The sequence below is a fragment of the Streptomyces sp. LUP30 genome, from assembly GCF_001746365.1.
Classification (GTDB): domain Bacteria; phylum Actinomycetota; class Actinomycetes; order Streptomycetales; family Streptomycetaceae; genus Streptomyces.
Map to the genome: position 1 here is coordinate 161,473 of NZ_MJAJ01000006.1, position 21,985 is coordinate 183,457.

The following is a 21,985-nucleotide window of genomic DNA, read 5'->3' on the forward strand; positions in this document are numbered from 1 at the left end:
GCCGACGGCACTTCGCCGCTCAGGACAGGCGCGCGGTCAACGAGGAGGCATCCATGCGTGGAGCCACGCACGCCAGGTGGGCCGCATTGGCGGCGGCGGCAGCGCTCACGGCGACGGCCTGCGGGGGCGGGGGGAGCGGCAGCGGGAGCAGCGACGGGGGCGCGGTGCTCAGCTCGTCCTGGGGAGACCCGCAGAACCCGCTGGAGCCCGCCAACACCAACGAGGTGCAGGGCGGCAAGGTCCTCGACATGATCTTCCGCAGCCTGAAGAAGTACAACCCGGAGACCGGCGCGGCCGAGGACATGCTGGCCGAGAAGATCGACACCACGGACTCCCAGAACTTCACCATCACCGTCAAGGACGGCTGGACGTTCAGCAACGGCGAGAAGGTGACGGCGAAGTCCTTCGTCGACGCCTGGAACTACGGCGCGAGCCTGAAGAACAATCAGAAGAACGCCTACTTCTTCCAGTACATCGACGGCTACGCCCAGGTGCACCCCGACGGGGGCACGCAGAGCGCCGACACCCTCTCCGGCCTGAAGGTCGTCAACGACAAGACCTTCACCGTCAAGCTCACGCAGAAGTTCTCCACCTTCCCCGACACCCTGGGCTACCCCGCGTTCGCGCCGCTGCCCCAGTCCTTCTTCAGCGACCACGCGGGCTGGCTGAAGAAGCCGGTCGGGAACGGTCCGTACACGATCGACTCGTACACCAAGGGCTCGCAGATGGCCCTGAAGAAGTGGGACGGCTACCCGGGCGACGACAAGGCGCAGAACGGCGGGGTGACGCTGAAGGTCTACACCGACAACAACACCGCCTACACCGACCTGCTGGCCGGCAACCTCGACCTGGTCGACGACGTGCCCGCGGCCCAGCTCAAGAACGTCAAGGCCGACCTCGGCGACCGCTACCTCAACACCCCGGCCGGCATCATCCAGACGCTCGCCTTCCCGTTCTACGACCCGAAGTGGAACGCCGCCGGCTCGGCCAAGGTCCGCACCGGTCTGTCCCGCGCGATCGACCGCAAGCAGATCACCGAGACGATCTTCCAGAACACCCGCACCCCCGCCACCGACTGGACCTCCCCGGTGCTCGGCGAGGAGGGCGGCTTCAAGCAGGGCCTGTGCGGGGACGCCTGCGACTACGACCCCGCGGCGGCGAAGAAGCTCATCCAGGAGGGCGGCGGCCTCCCCGGCGGCCAGGTCAAGATCACGTACAACGCGGACACCGGATCCCACAAGCAGTGGGTCGACGCCGTCTGCAACTCGATCAACAACGCCCTCGGCAACGACAAGGCCTGCGTCGGCAACCCGGTCGGCACCTTCGCGGACTTCCGCACCCAGATCGGCGAGAAGAAGATGAGCGGCCCGTTCCGGGCGGGGTGGCAGATGGACTACCCCCTCATCCAGAACTTCCTCCAGCCGCTCTACTACACGAACGCCTCGTCCAACGACGGCAAGTGGTCGAACAAGCAGTTCGACTCGCTCGTCAACCAGGCCAACACCGAGACCGACACCGCCAAGGCCGTGCAGACCTTCCAGAAGGCCGAGGAGGTCGTCCGCGACAACATGGCCGCCATCCCGCTCTGGTACCAGAACGGCAGCGCCGGCTACTCCGAGCGGCTCTCGAACGTCAAGCTCAACCCGTTCTCCGTCCCGGTCTACAACGAGATCAAGGTCGGCTGACCCGCCATGGGCCGGTATGTGATCCGGCGTCTGCTCCAGATGATCCCGGTGTTCATCGGGGCCACGCTGCTGATCTTCCTCATGGTGAACGTGATGGGCGACCCCATCGCGGGTCTGTGCGGGGACCGTCAGTGCGACCCGGCCACCGCCGCCCAGCTGAAGAAGGAGTTCGGCCTCGACAAGCCGGTCTGGCAGCAGTACCTCACCTACATGGGGAACGTCTTCACCGGAGACTTCGGTACGGCGTTCAACGGCCAGCCGGTCACCGAGCTGATGGCGTCGGCGTTCCCGGTCACCATCCGGCTGACGATCGTCGCGATCCTCTTCGAGATCGTCATCGGCATCGTCCTGGGCGTCGTGACGGGCCTGCGCCGTGGCCGGCCCGTCGACACCGGGGTGCTGCTGCTCACCCTCGTGGTCATCTCCGTCCCCACCTTCGTCACCGGCCTGCTGCTGCAACTGCTGCTCGGCGTCGAGTGGGGCTGGATCAAGCCGTCGGTCTCCACGGAGGCGACCTTCGGCGAGCTGATCGTGCCGGGCCTGGTGCTGGCCTCCGTCTCCCTGGCGTACGTCACCCGGCTGACCCGCACGTCCATCGCGGAGAACAAACGGTCCGACTACGTCCGCACGGCCGTCGCCAAGGGACTGCCCCGGCGCCGGGTCGTCACCCGGCATCTGCTGCGCAACTCGCTCATCCCCGTGGTGACGTTCATCGGGACCGACATCGGCGCCCTGATGGGCGGCGCGATCGTCACCGAGCGCATCTTCAACATCCACGGCGTCGGCTTCCAGCTCTATCAGGGCATCCTGCGCCAGAACACCCAGACCGTCGTCGGCTTCGTGACCGTCCTCGTCCTGGTCTTCCTGGTGGCCAACCTGCTCGTCGACCTGCTGTACGCCGTACTCGACCCGAGGATCCGCTATGCCTGAGCCGACGCCGCCGGAGCATCACCTGCCGGGCGCGGGCCGCACCCCGGAGGACGGCGCCATCGCCGACACCGGCATGGGCGGGGCGATGGACCTGGCCACGGCGGAGGGCGAGACCCTGGAGAGGAGATCCGGCGGGCCGCCGGGCACGGGACCGTCGGGGCGGGACGCGGGAGCGGCCTCGGGCGAACGGGCCCGGTCGCTGTGGTCCGACGCCTGGCGCGACCTGCGCCGCAACCCGGTCTTCATCATCGCCGCCCTGGTCATCCTCTTCCTGGTCTTCATCTCCCTGTGGCCCGGTTCCATCACCTGGCTGAGCCCTCTCAAGTGCGACCTCGCCAAGGCCCAGGAGGGCTCCCAGCCCGGCCACCCGTTCGGCTTCGACGGCCAGGGCTGCGACGTGTACACACGCGTCGTCTACGGCGCCCGCACGTCCGTCACGGTCGGCGTCCTGGCCACGCTCGGCGTGGCCCTGCTCGGCAGCGTGCTGGGCGGTCTCGCCGGCTTCTTCGGAGGGACGTCGGACTCGCTGCTCTCCCGGATCACCGACGTCTTCTTCGCCATCCCGGTCGTCCTCGGCGGACTCGTCCTCCTCTCCGTCGTGACCAGCAACACGGTCTGGCCGGTCATCGGGTTCATGGTGCTGCTGGGCTGGCCGCAGATCTCCCGCATCGCCCGCGGCTCGGTGATCACCGCCAAGCAGAACGACTACGTCCAGGCCGCCCGCGCCCTGGGCGCCTCGAACTCCCGCCTCCTGCTGCGTCACATCACCCCGAACGCCGTCGCCCCGGTCATCGTGGTGGCGACCATCGCGCTCGGCACGTACATCGCGCTGGAGGCGACCCTGTCCTACCTCGGCGTCGGTCTGAAGCCGCCGACCGTCTCCTGGGGCATCGACATCTCCGCCGCCTCCCCCTACATCCGCAACGCCCCGCACGCCCTGCTGTGGCCCTCGGGCGCCCTGGCGGTCACGGTCCTGGCGTTCATCATGCTCGGCGACGCGGTCCGCGACGCCCTCGACCCGAAGCTGAGGTGACGGTCGGATGCTGCTCGAAGTGCGTGACCTGCACGTGGAGTTCCGCACCCGGGACGGGGTAGCCCGGGCCGTCAACGGCGTCACCTACGGCGTGGACGCGGGCGAGACCCTCGCCGTGCTCGGCGAGTCCGGCTCCGGCAAGTCCGTCACCGCCCAGGCGATCATGGGCATCCTCGACATGCCGCCCGGCCGGATCACCGCCGGCGAGATCGTCTTCCGGGGCCGGGACCTGCTCACGCTCAAGGAGGAGGAGCGCCGTAAGGTCCGCGGGGCCGAGATGGCGATGATCTTCCAGGACGCCCTGTCCTCCCTGAACCCCGTGCTGTCGGTCGGCGACCAGCTCGGCGAGATGTTCGTCGTGCACCGCGGCATGTCGAGGAAGGACGCGCGGGCCAGGGCCGTGGAGCTGATGGACCGGGTCCGCATCCCGGCCGCCCGCGAACGCGTCCGGGACTACCCGCACCAGTTCTCCGGGGGCATGCGCCAGCGCATCATGATCGCGATGGCCATGGCCCTGGAACCGGCGCTCATCATCGCCGACGAGCCCACCACAGCCCTGGACGTCACGGTCCAGGCCCAGGTCATGGACCTGCTCGCCGAGCTGCAGCGCGAGTACCACATGGGCCTGATCCTCATCACCCACGACCTGGGCGTGGTCGCGGACGTGGCCGACCGCATCGCGGTGATGTACGCGGGCCGGATCGTCGAGTCCGCCCCGGTGCACGACATCTACAAGGCCCCGGCGCACCCGTACACCCGCGGCCTGCTCGACTCGATCCCCCGCCTGGACCAGAAGGGCCAGGAGCTCTACGCCATCAAGGGCCTGCCGCCCAACCTGATGAACATCCCGCCGGGCTGCGCGTTCAACCCGCGCTGCCCGATGGCCCAGGACGTGTGCCGCACGGACGTGCCGCCGCTCTACGAGGTCACCGGGGGAACCGAGGCGGCCCGGGTCGCCGGGATCGACGAGTCGCCCGCGGACCGCACGAGCGCGTGCCCCTTCTGGAGGGAGTGCCTGCATGGTTGAGCCGATTCTGGAGGTCAGCGGGCTGCACAAGCACTACCCGCTGACGCAGGGGATCGTCTTCCGCAAACACGTCGGCGCGGTGAAGGCCGTCGACGGCGTGGACTTCACGCTCGGCCGGGGCGAGACGCTGGGCATCGTGGGGGAGTCCGGCTGCGGCAAGTCGACCGTCGCCAAGATGCTGGTCAACCTGGAGCGGCCCACGCAGGGGCAGATCCGTTACAAGGGCGAGGACGTCACCAGGCTGTCGGGCCGGGCCCTGAAGGCCGTCCGCCGCAACATCCAGATGGTCTTCCAGGACCCGTACACCTCCCTCAACCCGCGCATGACGGTCGGCGACATCATCGGGGAGCCGTACGAGATCCACCCCGAGGTGGCGCCCAAGGGCGACCGGCGCCGCAAGGTCCAGGACCTGCTGGACGTCGTCGGCCTCAACCCCGAGTACATCAACCGCTACCCGCACCAGTTCTCCGGCGGCCAGCGCCAGCGCATCGGCATCGCGCGCGGACTGGCCCTGCGCCCGGAGGTGATCGTCGCCGACGAGCCGGTGTCGGCGCTGGACGTGTCGGTCCAGGCGCAGGTGATCAACCTGATGGACCGGCTGCAGAGCGAATTCGACCTGTCCTACCTCTTCATCGCGCACGACCTGTCGATCGTCCGGCACATCTCGGACCGGGTCGGGGTGATGTACCTCGGACGGATCGTGGAGATCGGCCGCGACGCCGAGATCTACGACCACCCCACGCACCCGTACACCCAGGCCCTCCTCTCCGCGGTCCCGCTGCCGGACCCGGAGGCGCGGGAGCGCCGGGAGCGGATCATCCTGGCGGGCGACGTGCCGTCCCCGACGAACATCCCCTCCGGCTGCCGCTTCCGCACCCGCTGCTGGAAGGCGCAGGAGCGCTGCGCCCAGGAGGTGCCGGCGCTGGCCGTCCCGGCGCAGTTCCGGCTCGCCACGGGTCCGGCGGCCCATGCCTCGGCATGCCACTTCGCCGAGGAGAAACAGGTGGTCCCCCCGGAGGAGCGGGAGAACTGACCAGGGCGGCGCACACCTGTGCATTTGCACAGCAACCGCGTTAACACGCAGGCAACTTGGCCGACCCGGTTCCGATATACGGACGCGCCAGGCTGGACAGCGTACGGCCGTGCGGGTGCCGTAAACGGGCCGGGGCGTCTCATGTCGCCCCGGCCCGTTGCCGTGTCAGGTCCGCGCGAGGCCCAGGGAGCGGCGGAGGAAGTCCAGCTGCAGGTGCAGGAGGTTCTCGGCGACCTGCTCCTGCGGGGTCATGTGGGTCACGCCGGACAGGGGCAGCACCTCGTGCGGCCGGCCGGCGGCGAGCAGCGCCGAGGACAGCCGCAACGAGTGGGCGACCACCACGTTGTCGTCCGCCAACCCGTGGATGATCAGCATCGGGCGGGCCGGTTCGACGGCGTCCACCAGGCCCTCGTCGTCGATCAGCGAGTTGCGCCGGTAGACCTCGGGGCGCTCCCCGGGGTGGCCGAGATAGCGCTCCTGGTAGTGCGTGTCGTACAGGCGCAGGTCGGTGACCGGGGCGCCGACCACGGCCGCGTGGAAGACGTCGGGGCGGCGCAGCGCCGCGAGTGCGGCCAGGTACCCGCCGAAGGACCAGCCGCGGACGGCCACCCGGGTCAGGTCGAGCGGGAAGCGTTCGGCGAGCGCGTGCAGGGCGTCCACCTGGTCCTCCAGGGTGATCGCGGCGACGTCGTCCCGGATCGCCTTCTCCCAGGCGGGGGAGCGGCCCGGCGTCCCCCGGCCGTCGGCGACGATCACCGCGAAGCCCTGGTCCGCGAACCACTGCGAGGTCAGATGCGCGTTGTGGGCGGCCAGCACCCGCTGTCCGTGCGGCCCGCCGTAGGGGTCCAGGAGGACCGGCAGAGGGGCGTCACCGGGGTAGTCCGTCGGCATAAGCACGGCGCACGGGATGCGTCGTGCGCCCCCTTCGGCGAAGGTCACGCGGGGGGTCAGACCGGGATCCTCCGCATACGACCGGACGGTTGTCGCCTGCTTCCCCCCGCGCAGCACCCGCGCCACGCTCCCCGGCCGGTCCGGCGTCGCCGACACCATGACCGTCACCGACCCCGAGCGCACCGCCGAGTGCACCCCGGGCTCCTGGGAGAGGCGTTCCACGCCGAGCTCGTTGACGCGGTAGACGTGGATCTCGCCGATCTCCGGCGCGGCCGCGTCCTCCCCGGCGGAAGCCGAGACCAGCACGTCGTCCGACGTCACGTCCAGCACCGCCCGCACATGCAACTGAGCTCCGGTGAGCGGGCGTTCGCCCACCGTGAGCACCCGCGCCCCGCCCTCGTCCGCGATCCGGACGAGCTGTCCGGAGGGGCTCCAGCACGGCACCCCGGGGAAAAGTTCCAGCCAAATCCGATCTTCGTCGGCATGCACCATCCGGGTCGTCCCGGAGTCGGTGTCCACGGCCAGGAACAACTGACTGCGCTGGTCGCGCGCCTGTACGAGCAGCAGCGGCGCCCCCGCCCCTGACCAGTGCACTCGCGCCAGATACGGGAAGCGCGAGCGGTCCCAGGAGACCTCCGTGCGCACCCCGTCGAGCCCGAACACGAACAGCCGCACCTCCGCGTTGGCCGTCCCGGCAGCCGGATAGGGCACGTGTTGTGGGTCACGTTTCGGCTGGGCCGGATCCGAGATCCACCAGCGCTCCACCGGCGTGTCGTCCACCCTCGCGACCAGCAGCCGATCCGACTCCGGAGCCCACCAGAACCCACGCTGGCGGCCCATCTCCTCGGCCGCGATGAACTCGGCCAGCCCATAGGAAACCGTGTCCGATTCCGGTTCCGCCACCGCCCGGTCGTCCTCGCCCCCGGCGCCCACCACCCGCAGAGCGCCTCCCGCGACGTACGCCACGAGCCGTCCGTCGGGAGACGGCCGGGGGTCGATCGCCGGCCCGGCGACCGGGAGTTCGGCGGCCGTCCCGGCCCGCAGCTCGGCCGTGAAAAGCCGTCCTGACAAGGCGAAAGACGCCAGCTCAACGGCATCGTCGGTGGCGTAGCCGACGATGCCGGCGCCACCCTCGCGGCTGCGTTCACGGCGCGCCCGCTCCTGGGGCGAGAGGTCCTCCGAGGCGCCGCCGAGCAGGGTGCCCGGGTCGGCGGCGAGGCGTTCCGTACCGTCGGCCGGATCGAGGACCCACAGGGCGCCCGCACGGTCCGTGCCGGAGCCGGACCGCAGGAACACGACCCGGGAGCCGTCGGGGGCCACCGTGAACGAACGCGGCGCGCCGAGGGTGAAACGCTGGGTGCGGGCGTGCCTGCGGGGGAAGGAGCCGGAGTCGGTCGTCATCCCCCGACCATATTGGCCATGCTCCCCCCTTGTGCGGCTGTGCGCCGAGAGATGCGCGCCCACACATAGTTATGATCACTAGCGCTGCGTGGGTATGAACCTGCTGGCTGATGTATGGATTTACCAGTTCCCTCGATCTGTTGTCCCCCACGTTCCCGGGTCCTTGGAGGTGAGCCGCCGTGGCACTCTCGATTTCGGCGGTGGTGCTGCTGGCGATCGTCGTCTTCCTGCTGGTCAAGAAGTCGGGACTGAAGGGCGGTCACGCTGTCGTCTGCATCCTGCTCGGCTTCTACCTGGCCTCCTCGACGATCGCGCCCACGATCAGCGATCTGACGACGAGCGTGGCGAGCATGATCGGCAGCATCAAGTTCTGACGTGTGGCGGCACGGGCTCCGCCCGGCGGCCGCCCGGAACGAGTTCACGGCCGTCGCCCGCTTCCTCGGCGGCGAGGTCGAAGTACCGGGGGTCGAGGTCGAGCAGACCGTCAGCCCTCGGGCACGTATGCCACGACGTCCGCCCGTGCCTCGGGTGACGACGTGAAGCGCGGGCTGCCGTCGGCGCACTCGCAGTCGCGGACGTGGGCGGCGCCGGGGGTGGTGGCCGTCTCGACGCAAGAGACCCCCTCGGCGCCGCCGCCGTTCCCGCTCCTGAACCAGGTTCGTCCGCCTCAGCCCTGAGCCGGACCGGCGGCCGTTCACCTGCGCCCTGCCGCGCCCTTCCGTGCCCTTCCGTCACCCGGACCGAGGGCGTTCGGAGCCGCCACGACCCCTGACCGCCGGAAGACCACCCGCTGCCGTGACTGCGGGGACGGGTCGGCGGCGGCATCGACGACGAGGGGTGACGGGCGGGCGGGGGCATGACCGGGGGAGGGGGGTCGCCTCGTAGGGTTGGCCTCATGACGGAACTGCCCTCCCTCGACCTCCGGCCGGAGGGACCCCCATCTCGCGCCGCGCGGCGTCTGCTGCTGGTGCACGCGCACCCGGACGACGAGTCGATCAACAACGGCGCGACCATGGCCAGGTACGCGGCCGAGGGCGTCCACGTGACCCTGGTCACCTGCACCCTCGGCGAGCGTGGCGAGGTCATCCCGCCGCAGCTGCGGGAGCTGACCGGAGCCGCCCTCGGGGAACATCGCGGAGGCGAGCTCGCCGCCGCCATGGCCGAACTCGGCGTCGACGACTTCCGGCTGCTCGGCGGTCCGGGCCGCTACGGCGACTCCGGGATGATGGGCCTGTCCGACAACGACGATCCGGCGTGCTTCTGGCAGGCGGACGTCGACGACGCCGCCGCGTCTCTCGTCGAGGTGATCCTGGAGGTGCGCCCCCAGGTCCTCGTCACCTACGACGACGACGGCGGCTACGGCCACCCCGACCACATCCAGGCCCACCGCGTCGCCATGCGGGCCGTGGAACTGGCCGAGGCCGCCGGATGGCGCATCCCCAAGGTGTACTGGAACCGCGTCCCGCGATCCGTCGCCGACGACGCCTTCGCCCGGCTCCGTGACGAGCTGCCGGCGCTCCCCTTCACCCGCAGCGCCGTCGTCTCCGACGTGCCGGGCGTCGTGGACGACGACCGCGTCACCGCCGAGATCGACGGCACGGGGGCCCCCGCCGCCGCCAAGGCCGCCGCGATGCGCGCGCACGCCACCCAGATCGAAGTCGCCCCTGGGGACCGGTACTTCGTCCTGTCCAACGAACTCGCCCAGCCCCTCTTCCCGACCGAGTACTACGAGCTCGTGCGCGGGGAGTCCGCCGGGAAGAGGGAGACCGACCTCTTCGCGGGCGTCGACGACGCGGAGGGGGCGGCCTGATGTCCGACCGTGGCTCGATGCTCGCCCAGCCGCTGCGGATGCCCCCCGCCGGACGGATCGCCGCTTATACGGCACTCCTGTTCCTCGGCGCGGTCGTCGGCGTCGCCGGCGCGCTCGTCCAGGCCGGCTCGTTCCCCGGCGGCCTGCTCCTCGCGCTCGTGGGCGCGGCCGGGCTGTTCATCGGCGGCGCGCGGGCCCTCGACACCCGTGCCGGGGCCGTCGCGCCCGCCGTCGGATGGATGCTCTCCGTCGTGCTGTGCACCGCGGGGCGCCCCGAGGGCGACTTCCTGTTCGGTGCGGGAGGCGGTTCGTATCTCTTCCTGCTCGGCGGCATGGCACTTGCTGTGATCTGCGCCACCATTGGTTTGGGGCGGCAACCGGTCGGCGACGACGTCCGACTTGGGAAGTGACGTACCACTTCACCGCGGCCCGCCCGTGGGAGTCCCGTGTGGGTTTCCCCGGCGGTCGTGGGATACGGGCCAGAAGTGGCCAGTATGGTGGTGCGCGCCGCCGAGCTGCCCGTGAGGTCGTGGCGGGCGGCGGAGCCAACCTGGAGAACCTGCCTTGAGTCGTGAAACTGACAGTCCGTCCTCCGGGCCCAACGGGTCCAACGGGCGCGGCGGAGCCGCATACCCCTCGGGCACGCCGCCGTACGGCACCCCCGTGGTGTCCGACGGCGGCCCCGACGCGGGCCGTTCGGCCGCGCGGCCGGAGGAACGCAAGACCGAGACCACGCTGACGACGCGGATCCGCATCAACATCCCCGGATCGCGGCCCATTCCGCCGGTCGTCGTGCGCACGCCCGTCGGCGACGCGGACCACGCGGGCGACGAGGGATCGGGCGGCAAGCCCGATCGCGGCGTCGACGCGCAGCAGGCGGCGCCCCCGGGCGCCGTCGGCCCGACCTCGTCCGACACCGGCTCGTTCGAGCTGCCCGCGGACCCCGCGACGGGCGCCGAGGACAAGACGAGCGACTGGTTCGCGCCGCGCAAGTCCGCGCCCGGCAAGCCCGGTCAGGGCGGCGGCGGGACCAACGGAGCCGGTCTTCCGGGCGGTTCGGCCGCCGGGACCGGCACGCCCGACGGCGCCCCGGCCGCAGCACCCGCCCCCGGCGGCACGCCCGCCTCCGGCGGCGCACGGTCGGGCGCCGGGCGTCCCGGCGGCGTGGTCGGCTCCATGAGCGTGCCCGGCGGCGCCCGCTCCGGCGGCACCAACGGCGCGGGACTCCCCGGGGCCACCGGCGGTCCCGTGGCTCCCGGTCACGGCGGCGGCACGGGCTCCTTCGACGTGACCGAGGCGCTCGCCGCGGGCCCCCTCGGCAACGGCTCGCGTCCCGGCCAGGGGCAGGGCCAGGGGCAGGGCCAGGCGCAGGGTCAGGGTCCGGCGCAGACGCCGGGCCAGGGCGGCGCCGACTCGAGCCGCGACAACCTGCCGTACTTCTCCGGCACCGGACCGAACGGCCTCCCCGGCCCCAACGGCGGTCCCGGCGGCCCGAACGGCCTCCCGGGCGGTCCTCACGGCCTTCCCGGCGGCCCGGGCGGTCAGGCGGGCCTTCCGGCCGGTCCGGGCGGCCCCGGCGTCCCGGGCGGCTCCTACGACTTCAACGGCCCCGACGGGCCCGGCGGTCCCGGAGGCCGAGGCGGCCCGCAGCGCGGCCCCGCCGGCCCGACCACCGGACCGGTCACCGGCGACGGCCCGATGGTGCCCCCGGTGAACGGCGGCGCGCCGGGCGCGACGCGCGCTCCCGGAGCTCCCGGCGGCCCCGGCGCGCCGTCCGGCCCGGGCGGTCCCGGCGGTCCGCGGTCCGCCGCTCCCGGCGCCGGCGCCGGTGTCGGCCGGCTCCCGGGCGGGGGCCTGAGCGACGACACCGCGATCCTCACCCCCCAGAAGCCCGCCCCCGAACCGGGCGCGGGCGGTTACGGCGGCCGTCCGGCGGACAACGTCTCCGGACACACCGTCACCAGCGGTATCCCCGTGGTCCCGGCCGGCGGCAAGGGCGGCCCGGGCGGACCCTTCACGGGCGGCGCGCCGGCCGACGGACCGCTGCCGCACACCCCGCCCAAGGCGTCGGAGCAGGGCAGGCAGAGCCCGCCCGCGGGCGACTCCAAGAAGAAAAAGAAGAAGGGCCGCAGCAAGCTCCCGCTGCTCGGCGGTCTGGTGGTCGTCGCGGGAATCGGGCTCTACGGCGCCGGTCTGCTGATGAACCACTCCGACGTGCCCAAGGGCACCACCGTCCTCGGCGTCGACATCGGCGGCGGCACCCGCGACGACGCCGTCAAGAAGCTCGACGACGCCTTCGGCAAGCGGGTCGCGCAACCGCTGAAGCTGTCCGTCGACAGCGGCTCCGTCACGCTCAAGCCGGACCAGGCCGGTCTGCAGTTCGACTTCCAGGCCACGGTCGACGACGCCGCCAAGAGCGACTACAACCCGGTCTCCGTGGTCGGCTCGCTGTTCGGGCAGCACCGTGAGGTCGAGCCCGAGATGCCGGTCGACGAGGAGAAGCTGCAGGCCGCCCTGCAGAGCGCGGCGGGCGGCTCCGGCTCGTCCACCGACGGCACCATCAAGTTCGAGTCCGGCAAGGCCGTCCCCGTCTACGGCAAGGCCGGCAAGGGCATCGACGCGGCGAAGGCACAGGACGCCGTGGTGGCGGCCTACCGCACCCAGGTGGAGACCGGCACGGCGGCCGGCGTGAAGGTGCCGACGACCACCAGGCAGCCGACGGTGGCCGACGCCGAGGTCGACCGCATGATGAAGGAGTTCGCCGAACCGGCGATGTCCGGCAAGGTCACCGTCATGACCGACGCCGCGCACGCGGTCTCCTTCACCCCGAAGAACTCCCTGTGGAAGTTCCTCAAGGTCAAGGCCGTCAACGGCAAGCTCGTCGAGAGCTACGACCAGGCGGCGCTGACGGAGCTGTACGGCGGCACCTTCAACGGCGTCCTGATCACCCGCGGCACCGGTCAGAAGACGGCCGTCACCGTCCAGGACGTCATCGGCGCGCTGCGTCCCGCCCTCAAGAGCGAGACGAACCGGACCGGGGTCATCGACACCGACCCCAGCTGACGCGTTCGGCGGTGCCGCATGACATCTGTCATGCGGCACCGCGGACGTCCGACACTGCCGCCCCGCGGGCCGTCCGCGCGACGATGACCGTCATGACGACGCAGACAGCACCGGCGGTCGGGTTCGACCAGGTGAGCAAGAGCTTCGGGAACGTACGGGCCGTGGACGGCCTGACGCTCTCGCTGCGCCCGGGGGAGACCGTGGCGCTGCTGGGACCCAACGGGGCGGGCAAGTCCACCACCCTCGACCTGCTCCTCGGTCTCAAGCAGCCCGACAGCGGCGCGGTCCGCGTCTTCGGGGTCACCGCGCGCGAGGCGATCGTCGCCGGCCGGGTGGGAGCGATGCTGCAGAGCGGCGGACTGATGGACGAGGTCACCGTCGCCGAGATCGTCGGCCTCGCCTGCGCCCTGCACCCCAAGCCGTACAAGGCCTCCGAGGTGATGGCCCGCGCGGGCATCACGCAGATCGCCTCCCGCAAGGTGAACAAGCTCTCCGGCGGCCAGGCCCAGCGCGTCCGGTTCGCCCTCGCCACCGCCGGCGACAGCGACCTGATCGTCCTGGACGAGCCGACCACCGGCATGGACGTCACCGCCCGTCAGGCCTTCTGGGCCACCATGCGAGAGCAGGCCGACCAGGGCCGTACCGTCCTGTTCGCCACGCACTACCTGGAGGAGGCCGACGCCATAGCCGACCGGGTGCTGGTCCTGCACCGGGGCCGGCTGCTGGCCGACGGCACGGCGGCCGAGATCAAAGCGAAGGCGGGCGCGCGGCGGATCGCCTTCGACCTGGAGGGCGAGATCGACGAACGGGCCCTGCGCGAGCTGCCCTTCCTCACGGTCCTCGACGTGTCCGGGCACACCGTGCGCATCCAGTCCGCCGACGCCGACGCCACCGTCCACGCGCTGTACGGGCTCGGCCTCTACCCCCGCAACCTCGAAGTCGCCGGGCTCGGTCTCGAGCAGGCCTTCGTCGCCATCACCGCCGCCGAGGAGGCGAAGACCAAGTGAACAGCCTGATCAAGCTGGAGCTCGCCCGCGCCCTGCGCAACCGCAAGTTCCTGTTCTTCTCCGTGATCTATCCCTCGGTGCTGTTCCTGCTGATCTCCAGCACCTCCGACACCACCACGAAGGTCGACGGGACGGGCCTGACCCTGCCGACGTACATGATGGTCTCGATGGCCTCCTTCGGCGCTCTCACGGCCGTCCTGATGGGCAACAGCGAGCGCATCGCCAAGGAACGAGAGAGCGGCTGGGTACGGCAGCTGCGGCTGACCACGCTCCCGGGCCGCGGATACGTCCTCGCCAAGACCGCCAGCGCGGCCGTGGTCAGTCTCCCGTCCATCGTCGTGGTGTTCGTCTGCGCCGCGGCCCTGAAGGACGTCCGGCTGGACGCCTGGCAGTGGGCCGCCCTCACGGCCGCGATCTGGGCCGGCAGCCTCGTCTTCGCCGCCCTGGGGGTCGCGATCGGCTACCTCGCCGACGGGGACGCCGTCCGCCCGATCACGATGATCACCTACTTCGGGCTGTCGATCCTCGGCGGCCTGTGGTGGCCCACGGCCACCTTCCCGGGCTGGCTGCGGGACATAGCCGAGTGGGCTCCCACCCACGCGTACGCTGCCCTGGGGCAGGCGATCGAACAGAGCCAGGCCCCGCACGCCAAGGACATCGCCATCCTGGTCGCCTTCTTCGCCCTGTTCACGGGCGGTGCGGCCTGGCTGTACCGGAAGGACACGCTGAAGGCGTGAGCGTCATGACGCAGGACCAGTCGAACGAGTCCCGGCGGGAGCCCCGGATCCTGCCGGGCATGCCGGCCCGTGACCAGCGCGAGCTGTGGCGCCGCAAGCTGCTCTGGATCGGCGTCTGGCTGGTGTTCCTCAGCTCGCCGGTGCACGACCTCGTCGCCGGGAACCACACCACCGGCGCGACCGTGGCCGGCTGGCTGGGTCTCGCGGTGTTCGTGGGCGTCTATCTCGCCCTGCTGTTCCGGAACATGGGGGACGCGCCCTTCGTCTCCACGCTGGTCGCCGCCCTCATCGGCTCCATGGCGGTGCTCGCCACCGTCCTGGGCCTCACCATGGGGTCCGCCTGGCTGGGCCTGTACTGCTACGTCTCGGTGGCCTGCGGGAGCGCGCTCCCGATGCGGGCGGCGTTCTGGACGATCCCGGGCACGGGCGCGGTCATGCTCCTCGTCGGTCTGCGCTCCGACGAGGAGGAGGCGCTCAACCTCCTGCTGCTGGTCCTGCTCATCGGGTTCGCGATGACGGGCGTGAGCCAACTGGTCCGCACGACGGTGGAGTTGCGCAAGGCCCGCGCGACGGTCGCCCAACTGGCCGCCAACGAGGAGCGGCTGCGGCTGGCCAGGGACCTGCACGACCTGCTCGGCCACTCGCTGTCCCTCATCACGCTCAAGAGCGAGCTGGCCGGCCGGATGCTCCCCGACCACCCCGGCAAGGCCGCCCAGCAGGTCGCCGACATCGAACAGGTCAGCCGACAGGCCCTGGTGGACGTCCGCGAGGCCGTCACCGGCTACCGGCGTCCCCGGCTTGCATCCGAACTGGCCGGCGCGGAGGTCGCGTTGACGGCGGCCGGCGTCGTCGCCGCGATACCCGCGGAACCGGACCTGGAGGGCGTCCCCGAGGAGAGCGAGTCCGCGCTGGCCTGGGCGCTGCGCGAGGCGATCACCAACGTCGTACGGCACAGCGGCGCGACCCGCTGCACGGTGGACGTCGTACGGCGTCAGACCCTCGACGGCCCGGTCGTCGAACTCTCCGTCGAGGACGACGGCTCCGGCGGCTCCGGCAAGGGCCCCGGCAACGGTCTCACCGGCCTGACCGAACGGCTGGAGAAGGCGAGCGGCACCCTGGACGCGGACCGCCTGAAGAAGGGCTTCCGGCTGACCGCCCGGGTCCCGGCCGGCCCGGCGTCCGACATAGGATCCCGCTCATGAGTGGTGGCACGATCAAGGTCCTGCTGGCCGAGGACCAGTCGATGGTCCGCGAGGCCCTGGCGGCCCTGCTCGGCCTGGAGGACGACATCGAGGTGGTCGCCCAGGTGGCGCGGGGCGACGAGGTCCTCGCGGCCGCCCGCGCCCACGACGTCGACGTGGCCCTCCTCGACATCGAGATGCCGGGCGCGACGGGCATCGAGGCCGCGACCCAACTCCACCGCGAACTGCCGCGGTTGAAGCTGGTCGTGCTCACCACCTTCGGCCGCCCCGGCTATCTGCGCAGCGCGATGGAGGCGGGCGCGGACGCGTTCCTGGTCAAGGACGCCCCGGCCGCCCAGCTCGCCCAGGCGGTCCGCAAGGTCCTCGCGGGCGAACGGGTCATCGATCCCACGCTCGCGGCGGCGGCCCTGGCGGAGGGCGCCAACCCCCTGACCGACCGTGAGCGGGAGGTCCTGCGGGCGGCGGCCGACGGCTCGACCAACGCGGAACTCGCCGTCGACCTGCACTTGTCCCAGGGCACGGTCCGCAACTACCTGTCGACGGCCATACAGAAACTCGCGGTGCGCAACCGGGCGGAGGCGGTCCGCACCGCCAGGGAGAAGGGCTGGCTGTGAGGCCCGAGCCGCGGCCGGCGTGACCGGCGGGGTCTCAGTTCAACAGGGCCCGCGCGGCGAACGCCTCCTTGCGCACCCGCTCCGCCGTCGCCTCGTCCACGACCTCCACCAGCGACGCGTACTCCTCCAACTCGACGGCCCCGCCGACGAAGTCGCCCCGCTGGACCATCAACTGCCCCTTCTCGTAGCGCAGTCGCGCCGGATGCGAGGGCACGGCCAGCCCCAGTTCCACGGCCCACAACGCGACGTCCGACCGCTCCGGACGGGCCGCGGCCCACGAGCGGATGTTGTTCAGGATCCGCATCACCACGTCCAGCGGCTCCGCCGGTTCCCGCATCGACGGCTCCAGCCGCGCCCCCGTCGCCCCGGTGACCAGCTGCTCCGCATCGCCGCCGCTCAGCACGCGGCCGCCGTCGAAGGGGTCGACGAGCACCTGGTGCCCGATGTCCCCGGGCGGCCCGAACCCCACCACGAAGTGCCCCGGCAGCGCGACCCCGTACACCGGGGCCCCGGCCCGCCGCGCGACCTCCACCCACACCACGGACAGCAGGATCGGCAGCCCCCGCCGCCGCGTCAGCACGGAGTGCAGCAGCGACGACTCCAGCCGGTCGTAGTCCGGGGCCGACCCGCCGAAGCCGTACCGCTCGCCGAGCAGCTCCCGCAGCGCCACGGCCCACGCGTGCGGTCCGCCGGGCCGGAAGGGCAGCTGCCCCGCCAGCCGGTCCAGCTCGATCTGAGCGGCGTCCAGACCGGCCTCGTCCAGCCGCGGATCAGCCGCCGCGCCGATCAGCAGACACAGCAGGGCCAGATCGGGCCGCTCGGCCCGCGCCTCCTCGGCGAACCGCCGCCGCACCTCCGCGCGGTCGATCCCGCTCCCGGCCTCGCTCACGACGCCCCTGCCGAGGACTCCCGCGACGGCTCCCGGTAGTGGTGGTAGGCGTGATGCGCGGCGAAGCCCATCCCGGCGTACAGCGTCCGCGCGCCCGTGTTCTCCTCCTCCACCTGCAGCCAGGCCGCCGAGGCTCCCTCCGCCAGCGCCTGCCGGGCCAGCGCGGCCATCACGGTCGTGGCGAGGCCCTCGCGCCGCCGCGCCGGATCGACCTCGACGGCGGCGAACCCGGCCCACCGCCCGTCCACGACGCACCGCCCGATCGCGGTCGGCGGCCCGCCGTCCGGTCCGGGCACGGACGCGAACCACACCGACGGCCCGTCCCCGCTCCCGGCTCCGCCCGAGCCGGGAGACCCGCCGCCCAGCACCTTGAGGGCCGCCTCGCCGACCCCCTTGCGCTGATACCGCGCCAGCCACGCCCGGTCGGCCTCCCGGGCCAGCACCACGCCCGTGGCCTCCGCCCGGTCGGCGACCGGCGCCAGCGCCCCGATCCACAGCTGAGCCGTCACCTCACGCACCCAGCCGCGCTCCTCCAGCCGGGCGCTCAGCAGCTCCTCCGCGCCCTCGGCCCCCGTCGCCGTCTGCACATAGGCGGGCAGCCCGCGCCGGCCGTACCAGCCCCGTACGACGTCCAGGGCCGCGTCGAGCGGCATCCCGGGGTCGCCGAGCGGCAGCACCGAGTTGGCCCGGCGGGTGAAGCCCGCGGCGGCCCGCAGCTCCCATGCGCCGAGCCGCTCGCTCTCCACGGGACGCCACGCCCGCGCGGCGACCCGGGCGAGCTCCGCGTAGGAGGCGGCGGGCCCGCGCCGGCGGGCGGGGGCGGGCGGCACGACCTTCCCCGCGACCAGCGAGGAGACGTCAACACGGACGCTTTCGCCGCTCTTCCGTGTGATCACGAGCACATCGTCGTCCCATGATGTGAGAACACCTACCGTGTCGGTGAATTTGTCCCCCATGGACGCGGCACCGCTCAAGCACCGGACGGAGACACGTTTGCCCACGTCAGCGGCGGTGATACGGACCTCCATGCGTCCGGCGGCCGAGATTTCCACAGGTCGGTTCACCCCTCCTGTTCGGATCATGCCCAAGAACGGAGATACTAGGGGCGGGCATCGACGACGCCGCGCTCCCGCGCGCCAGGCGGCGGAGCCTGAGGAGGCCCGCCGGCGCCCTATCGAGGAGGAACGACAGCGTGACCTACGTCATCGCGCAGCCTTGTGTCGACGTGAAGGACAAGGCCTGCATCGAAGAGTGCCCGGTCGACTGCATCTACGAGGGCCAGCGGTCCTTGTACATCCACCCGGACGAATGCGTCGACTGCGGTGCCTGTGAGCCGGTCTGCCCGGTCGAGGCGATCTTCTACGAGGACGACACTCCGGAGGAGTGGAAGGACTACTACAAGGCGAACGTCGAGTTCTTCGACGACCTCGGCTCGCCCGGCGGCGCCAGCAAGCTGGGTCTGATCGAGCGCGACCACCCCTTCGTCGCCGCGCTGCCGCCGCAGGCGGCCGAGTAATCCGCAGCAGCGGCCCGCACTCCGTGCCGCCTCGGTCCCGTACGGCCTGATCGCGCCGATCGCCGTACGGGACCGAGGCGTTTGCCGTCCGTACGAAAGTGAGCCAGTCACCGTGTCCTCCGCAGTCTCCGACCGTCTTCCCACCTTCCCCTGGGACAAGCTGGAGCCGTACAAGAAGACGGCCGCAGCGCACCCGGACGGCATCGTCGACCTCTCCGTCGGCACCCCGGTCGACCCGGTTCCCGACCTGATCCAGAAGGCCCTGATCGACGCTGCGGACTCGCCGGGCTACCCGACCGTCTGGGGCACCCCGGCCCTGCGGGACGCGATCACCGGCTGGGTGGAGCGCCGTCTGGGCGCCCGCGAGGTCACCCACCGCCATGTCCTGCCGATCGTCGGCTCCAAGGAGCTGGTGGCCTGGCTCCCGACCCAGCTCGGGCTCGGCCCCGGCGACCGGGTGGCCTTCCCGCGGCTGGCCTACCCGACGTACGAGGTGGGCGCACGGCTGGCCCGCGCGCGGTACGAGGTCTACGACGACCCCACGACCCTGGACCCGACCGACCTCAGGCTGCTCTGGCTGAACTCGCCGTCCAACCCCACGGGACGGGTCCTGTCCAAGGCGGAGCTGACCTCGATCGTCGCCTGGGCGAGGCGTCACGGGGTGCTGGTCTTCTCCGACGAGTGCTACCTGGAGCTGGGCTGGGAGGCGGACCCGGTCTCGGTCCTCCACCCGGACGTCAACGGCGGCTCGTACGAGGGCGTCGTCGCGGTGCACTCGCTCTCCAAGCGATCGAACCTGGCCGGCTACCGGGCGGCCTTCCTGGCGGGCGACCCGGCCGTCCTCGGGCCCCTGCTGGAGATCCGCAAGCACGGCGGCATGATGACCTCGGCGCCCACCCAGGCGGCGGTCGTGGCGGCCCTCGGCGACGACGTCCACGTCCGCGAGCAGCGCGAACGCTACGCGGCCCGCCGCACCCTGCTGCGCGACGCACTGCTGTCCCACGGCTTCCGCATCGAGCACAGCGAGGCCAGCCTGTACCTCTGGGCGACGCGGGACGAGTCCTGCTGGACCACGGTCGCCGACCTGGCCGCCCGGGGCATCCTGGTGGCCCCCGGCGACTTCTACGGCGAGGCGGGCGAGCGGTTCGTGCGCGTGGCCCTCACGGCGACGGACGAGCGGGTGCGAGCGGCCGTGGAGCGCCTGTAGCCGTTTCCCGCGAAGCGACGGGGCCCGGGGGCGAACCCCCGGGCCCCGTCGCAGCTCACGCGGTCGGGCCGGGCACTAGCCGAGCGGCAGGCTCTTCACCGGCAGCGTCTGCGCGCCGGGCAGCCCGCCCTTGGTGAGGGAGTCGGTCGGCAGCCCGCCCTTCGTGGCGGTCGACGCGGTGTCCCCGAGGAGGTCCCCGGCGGAGCCCGCCGCCTCGCCGGCCGTCTTCTGCGCCGCCGGCGCCGCCTTCTGCACGGCCTTGCCGCCGGTCTTGCCCGCGGCCGGGACCGCCTTCTGCACGGTCTTGCCGCCGGCCTCACCCGCGAGTCCGGTCACGTTCTGCGCCGCGCCGTCGACCGTGTTGCCGACGCTCGCCCCGTCCAGGGCGGTCAGCCCGCCGAGGTTCGGAGCGGCGGGAAGGCTGGGGGCCGCACTGGCGGAGCCGGCCACACCGACCCCGGCGGCCGCTCCTGCAGCGACGAGCAGCGCGGCACGGGCGATCCGGCGGGTCAGGGGGAGAGACATGATGCTCCTTCGACGGGAGAGAACAAGGACTGTCTGTGACTGCTGTGACTGTCTGTCTGTCCGGGCCCGGACGCAGTGACTACCGCTCGGAGCCCGCGAAGGTTGCGCACGGCCGACGTAAAGAGTTGGCAATGCGTCGCATTATCGGCTGCGGATAAAAACGGGCAAAGACCGCCCGATGTGAAAGTCCGCCAAACCGGTGCGGCCCTTTGTCCTCAAGGGATTCCCGGCCTGCGGGGGTGACGGCGCGAAAACCTGAGCACCCGGCCGTACGAACCCCCCGCACACGACCCGGACGGGTGAAGACCCGTACTACTGCTCGGTGACGATCCGCACGCTGTCCGCCCCGCCGCCCGCCGCCGAACCCCCGGCGGCCTCCGCGCTGGTGGAACCGGTCGCCCGCCACCGGCTGTCGGTGTTCCCGGAGACCCACTCCCGGCCCGCGTACGCGACGCGCTCGATCCGCAGCGCCGAGGCGTTGGCCACCGCCCAGTGGGCCAGCTGCCAACCGCGCTCGCCGACGCTGCGCCCGCCCGCGGTGGTGTCCTCGGACACGGGCAGCGTCAGGACCCGCCCGGAGGTCTCGGCGAGGGGGACCCCGGCGGCGGCCGACGAGGTCTTCCGCGCGCCCGCGCCCGCGCCGGTCTGCGAGCCGGTCTTCGCGCCCTCCTGCCGCAGCGTGCCGCGCCCGAAGTCACGGGTCAACGCCGCCCGCACCGCCGCCGGTCCGGTGGCCGCCGTGGCCCGCGAGCGGCCGTCACAGGTGAGCGTCGCCGCCGAGGTCCCGGTCAGCGCGGCGGCCAGCAGCACGGCGTCCTGCTCGTGCTTGGCGTACGCCTCCGGGTACCCGCTGCGCTGCACGCGCTGCGCGGCGACCGTCAGCGGGAGCTCGGCGTAGTCGTGGACCTTGGCGAGGTGCTTGTAGAAGACGTCCGCCGCGTACGCCGGGTCCGTGACCTGCTGCTCGGTGCCCCAGCCCTGCGAGGGCCGCTGCTGGAACAGGCCGAGCGAGTCACGGTCGCCATGGGCGAGGTTGCGCAGACCCGACTCCTGGATTGCGGTCGCGAGAGCGATGGCCACGGCCCGCTCGGGCATGGCCCGGTCGGTGCCGACGGCGGCGATCGTGGCCGCGTTCACCGCCTGCTCCGGCGAGAACTCGTACGTCGCCCCGCCGGCGTCGCCGGAGACGACCCGGCAGCCGGGATCTCCCGTCCCGCCGGAGACGTACTGGACCACGGCGTAACCCGCGACGGCGGACAGGACCACGCAGGCCGCCCCGAAACGGAGGAGGCGGCCGCGGCGCTTGGGGGAAGGCGACGGCTCTGGCACGCGTACAAGGTACTGGAGAGTACGCAGGAGCAGGAGGGGTGTGCGCACGGGCGGGGAAGAGGGGGCGCTCGACAGGCGCGTTAGGG

The 21,985-nt window shown here is 72.1% G+C and carries 20 protein-coding genes and 1 pseudogene; 15 read left to right on the forward strand and 6 right to left on the reverse strand.

What is annotated here, in order from left to right:
- Window positions 1-53 precede the first annotated feature (53 nt).
- From BG482_RS07990 to BG482_RS08010, 5 genes are read left to right on the forward strand one after another with little or no spacing between them, the layout of a single operon-like run.
- A complete protein-coding gene (locus BG482_RS07990; RefSeq protein ID WP_069768186.1) occupies window positions 54-1,685 on the forward strand; it encodes an ABC transporter substrate-binding protein in 1,632 nt (543 codons plus the stop codon).
- A 6-nt stretch (window positions 1,686-1,691) separates the two neighbouring features.
- Entirely contained in the window at window positions 1,692-2,615 is a 924-nt protein-coding gene (locus BG482_RS07995) for an ABC transporter permease (RefSeq protein WP_069768187.1), read from the forward strand.
- Window positions 2,608-3,648, forward strand: coding sequence for an ABC transporter permease (locus BG482_RS08000; protein ID WP_069768188.1), 1,041 nt, complete (start codon window positions 2,608-2,610; stop codon window positions 3,646-3,648). Before BG482_RS07995 ends, BG482_RS08000 begins: the two co-directional genes overlap by 8 nt.
- 7 nt (window positions 3,649-3,655) lie before the next feature.
- Window positions 3,656-4,675: an ABC transporter ATP-binding protein gene (locus BG482_RS08005; RefSeq protein ID WP_069768189.1), complete on the forward strand. Its 1,020-nt coding sequence runs from the start codon at window positions 3,656-3,658 to the stop codon at window positions 4,673-4,675.
- Entirely contained in the window at window positions 4,668-5,708 is a 1,041-nt protein-coding gene (locus BG482_RS08010) for an ABC transporter ATP-binding protein (RefSeq protein WP_069768190.1), read from the forward strand. The genes BG482_RS08005 and BG482_RS08010 overlap by 8 nt, the downstream gene beginning before the upstream one ends.
- A gap of 165 nt (window positions 5,709-5,873) precedes the next feature.
- On the opposite strand, the gene BG482_RS08015 is transcribed toward BG482_RS08010, so the two are convergent.
- Window positions 5,874-8,000 (reverse strand): S9 family peptidase, encoded by a 2,127-nt coding sequence (locus tag BG482_RS08015; RefSeq protein ID WP_069768191.1) that lies wholly within the window; start codon window positions 7,998-8,000, stop codon window positions 5,874-5,876.
- A gap of 179 nt (window positions 8,001-8,179) precedes the next feature.
- Between BG482_RS08015 and BG482_RS08020 the strand changes: the two genes are divergently transcribed.
- Window positions 8,180-8,374, forward strand: a complete 195-nt coding sequence (locus BG482_RS08020; RefSeq protein ID WP_062641281.1) for a hypothetical protein — start codon at window positions 8,180-8,182, stop codon at window positions 8,372-8,374.
- Between the two features lie 110 nt (window positions 8,375-8,484).
- Here the strand turns inward: BG482_RS08020 and BG482_RS40665 are convergent.
- A pseudogene (locus BG482_RS40665) lies at window positions 8,485-8,646 on the reverse strand (DUF397 domain-containing protein); the annotation flags it as partial.
- A 249-nt stretch (window positions 8,647-8,895) separates the two neighbouring features.
- Here BG482_RS40665 and mshB point away from each other — a divergent pair.
- The 7 genes from mshB to BG482_RS08055 all read left to right on the forward strand — a co-directional run bounded on the left by mshB (window position 8,896) and on the right by BG482_RS08055 (window position 16,433).
- On the forward strand, window positions 8,896-9,810 hold the full coding sequence (gene mshB / locus BG482_RS08025; RefSeq protein WP_069768192.1) for an N-acetyl-1-D-myo-inositol-2-amino-2-deoxy-alpha-D-glucopyranoside deacetylase: 915 nt from the start codon (window positions 8,896-8,898) through the stop codon (window positions 9,808-9,810).
- Window positions 9,810-10,220: a DUF6113 family protein gene (locus BG482_RS08030; protein ID WP_069768193.1), complete on the forward strand. Its 411-nt coding sequence runs from the start codon at window positions 9,810-9,812 to the stop codon at window positions 10,218-10,220. Before mshB ends, BG482_RS08030 begins: the two co-directional genes overlap by 1 nt.
- Before the next feature lie 154 nt (window positions 10,221-10,374).
- Window positions 10,375-12,873 carry a hypothetical protein gene (locus BG482_RS43820; RefSeq protein ID WP_069768194.1) on the forward strand — a complete coding sequence of 833 codons (2,499 nt, stop codon included), beginning with the start codon at window positions 10,375-10,377 and terminating at the stop codon, window positions 12,871-12,873.
- 92 nt (window positions 12,874-12,965) lie between these two features.
- Window positions 12,966-13,880, forward strand: coding sequence for an ABC transporter ATP-binding protein (locus tag BG482_RS08040; RefSeq protein WP_069768195.1), 915 nt, complete (start codon window positions 12,966-12,968; stop codon window positions 13,878-13,880).
- Window positions 13,877-14,617 carry an ABC transporter permease gene (locus BG482_RS08045; RefSeq protein ID WP_069768196.1) on the forward strand — a complete coding sequence of 247 codons (741 nt, stop codon included), beginning with the start codon at window positions 13,877-13,879 and terminating at the stop codon, window positions 14,615-14,617. The genes BG482_RS08040 and BG482_RS08045 overlap by 4 nt, the downstream gene beginning before the upstream one ends.
- A 5-nt stretch (window positions 14,618-14,622) precedes the next feature.
- Window positions 14,623-15,819 (forward strand): sensor histidine kinase, encoded by a 1,197-nt coding sequence (locus tag BG482_RS08050; protein ID WP_069768245.1) that lies wholly within the window; start codon window positions 14,623-14,625, stop codon window positions 15,817-15,819.
- Complete coding sequence (locus BG482_RS08055) at window positions 15,816-16,433, forward strand: response regulator transcription factor (protein ID WP_069768197.1); 618 nt, start codon at window positions 15,816-15,818, stop codon at window positions 16,431-16,433. The genes BG482_RS08050 and BG482_RS08055 overlap by 4 nt, the downstream gene beginning before the upstream one ends.
- 34 nt (window positions 16,434-16,467) lie before the next feature.
- On the opposite strand, the gene BG482_RS08060 is transcribed toward BG482_RS08055, so the two are convergent.
- Together BG482_RS08060 and BG482_RS08065 are read right to left on the reverse strand one after the other, a co-directional pair.
- Complete coding sequence (locus BG482_RS08060) at window positions 16,468-17,322, reverse strand: transglutaminase-like domain-containing protein (RefSeq protein WP_069768198.1); 855 nt, start codon at window positions 17,320-17,322, stop codon at window positions 16,468-16,470.
- Window positions 17,319-18,404, reverse strand: a complete 1,086-nt coding sequence (locus BG482_RS08065; RefSeq protein ID WP_079141665.1) for a GNAT family N-acetyltransferase — start codon at window positions 18,402-18,404, stop codon at window positions 17,319-17,321. Before BG482_RS08065 ends, BG482_RS08060 begins: the two co-directional genes overlap by 4 nt.
- A gap of 110 nt (window positions 18,405-18,514) precedes the next feature.
- Here BG482_RS08065 and fdxA point away from each other — a divergent pair, with 110 nt between their 5' ends.
- Window positions 18,515-18,838, forward strand: coding sequence for a ferredoxin (fdxA, locus tag BG482_RS08070; protein ID WP_069768200.1), 324 nt, complete (start codon window positions 18,515-18,517; stop codon window positions 18,836-18,838).
- A 112-nt stretch (window positions 18,839-18,950) separates the two neighbouring features.
- Entirely contained in the window at window positions 18,951-20,045 is a 1,095-nt protein-coding gene (locus BG482_RS08075) for a bifunctional succinyldiaminopimelate transaminase/glutamate-prephenate aminotransferase (protein ID WP_069768201.1), read from the forward strand.
- 75 nt (window positions 20,046-20,120) lie between these two features.
- Here the strand turns inward: BG482_RS08075 and BG482_RS08080 are convergent, their stop codons facing one another.
- Together BG482_RS08080 and BG482_RS08085 are read right to left on the reverse strand one after the other, a co-directional pair.
- Window positions 20,121-20,570 (reverse strand): ATP-binding protein, encoded by a 450-nt coding sequence (locus BG482_RS08080; RefSeq protein ID WP_069768202.1) that lies wholly within the window; start codon window positions 20,568-20,570, stop codon window positions 20,121-20,123.
- A gap of 312 nt (window positions 20,571-20,882) precedes the next feature.
- Window positions 20,883-21,899, reverse strand: coding sequence for a heavy metal transporter (locus tag BG482_RS08085; RefSeq protein ID WP_079141666.1), 1,017 nt, complete (start codon window positions 21,897-21,899; stop codon window positions 20,883-20,885).
- Window positions 21,900-21,985 lie beyond the last annotated feature (86 nt).

What these genes read in the sequence shown, in the direction of transcription:
- BG482_RS07990 (WP_069768186.1), top strand. Translation starts at nt 54, where the DNA reads ATGCGTGGAGCCACGCACGCCAGGTGGGCCGCATTGGCGGCGGCGGCA.
- BG482_RS07995 (WP_069768187.1), top strand. Translation starts at nt 1,692, where the DNA reads ATGGGCCGGTATGTGATCCGGCGTCTGCTCCAGATGATCCCGGTGTTC.
- BG482_RS08000 (WP_069768188.1), top strand. Translation starts at nt 2,608, where the DNA reads ATGCCTGAGCCGACGCCGCCGGAGCATCACCTGCCGGGCGCGGGCCGC.
- BG482_RS08005 (WP_069768189.1), top strand. Translation starts at nt 3,656, where the DNA reads ATGCTGCTCGAAGTGCGTGACCTGCACGTGGAGTTCCGCACCCGGGAC.
- BG482_RS08010 (WP_069768190.1), top strand. Translation starts at nt 4,668, where the DNA reads ATGGTTGAGCCGATTCTGGAGGTCAGCGGGCTGCACAAGCACTACCCG.
- BG482_RS08015 (WP_069768191.1), bottom strand. Translation starts at nt 8,000, where the DNA reads ATGACGACCGACTCCGGCTCCTTCCCCCGCAGGCACGCCCGCACCCAG.
- mshB (WP_069768192.1), top strand. Translation starts at nt 8,896, where the DNA reads ATGACGGAACTGCCCTCCCTCGACCTCCGGCCGGAGGGACCCCCATCT.
- BG482_RS08030 (WP_069768193.1), top strand. Translation starts at nt 9,810, where the DNA reads ATGTCCGACCGTGGCTCGATGCTCGCCCAGCCGCTGCGGATGCCCCCC.
- BG482_RS08040 (WP_069768195.1), top strand. Translation starts at nt 12,966, where the DNA reads ATGACGACGCAGACAGCACCGGCGGTCGGGTTCGACCAGGTGAGCAAG.
- BG482_RS08050 (WP_069768245.1), top strand. Translation starts at nt 14,623, where the DNA reads ATGACGCAGGACCAGTCGAACGAGTCCCGGCGGGAGCCCCGGATCCTG.
- BG482_RS08055 (WP_069768197.1), top strand. Translation starts at nt 15,816, where the DNA reads ATGAGTGGTGGCACGATCAAGGTCCTGCTGGCCGAGGACCAGTCGATG.
- BG482_RS08065 (WP_079141665.1), bottom strand. Translation starts at nt 18,404, where the DNA reads ATGATCCGAACAGGAGGGGTGAACCGACCTGTGGAAATCTCGGCCGCC.
- BG482_RS08080 (WP_069768202.1), bottom strand. Translation starts at nt 20,570, where the DNA reads ATGTCTCTCCCCCTGACCCGCCGGATCGCCCGTGCCGCGCTGCTCGTC.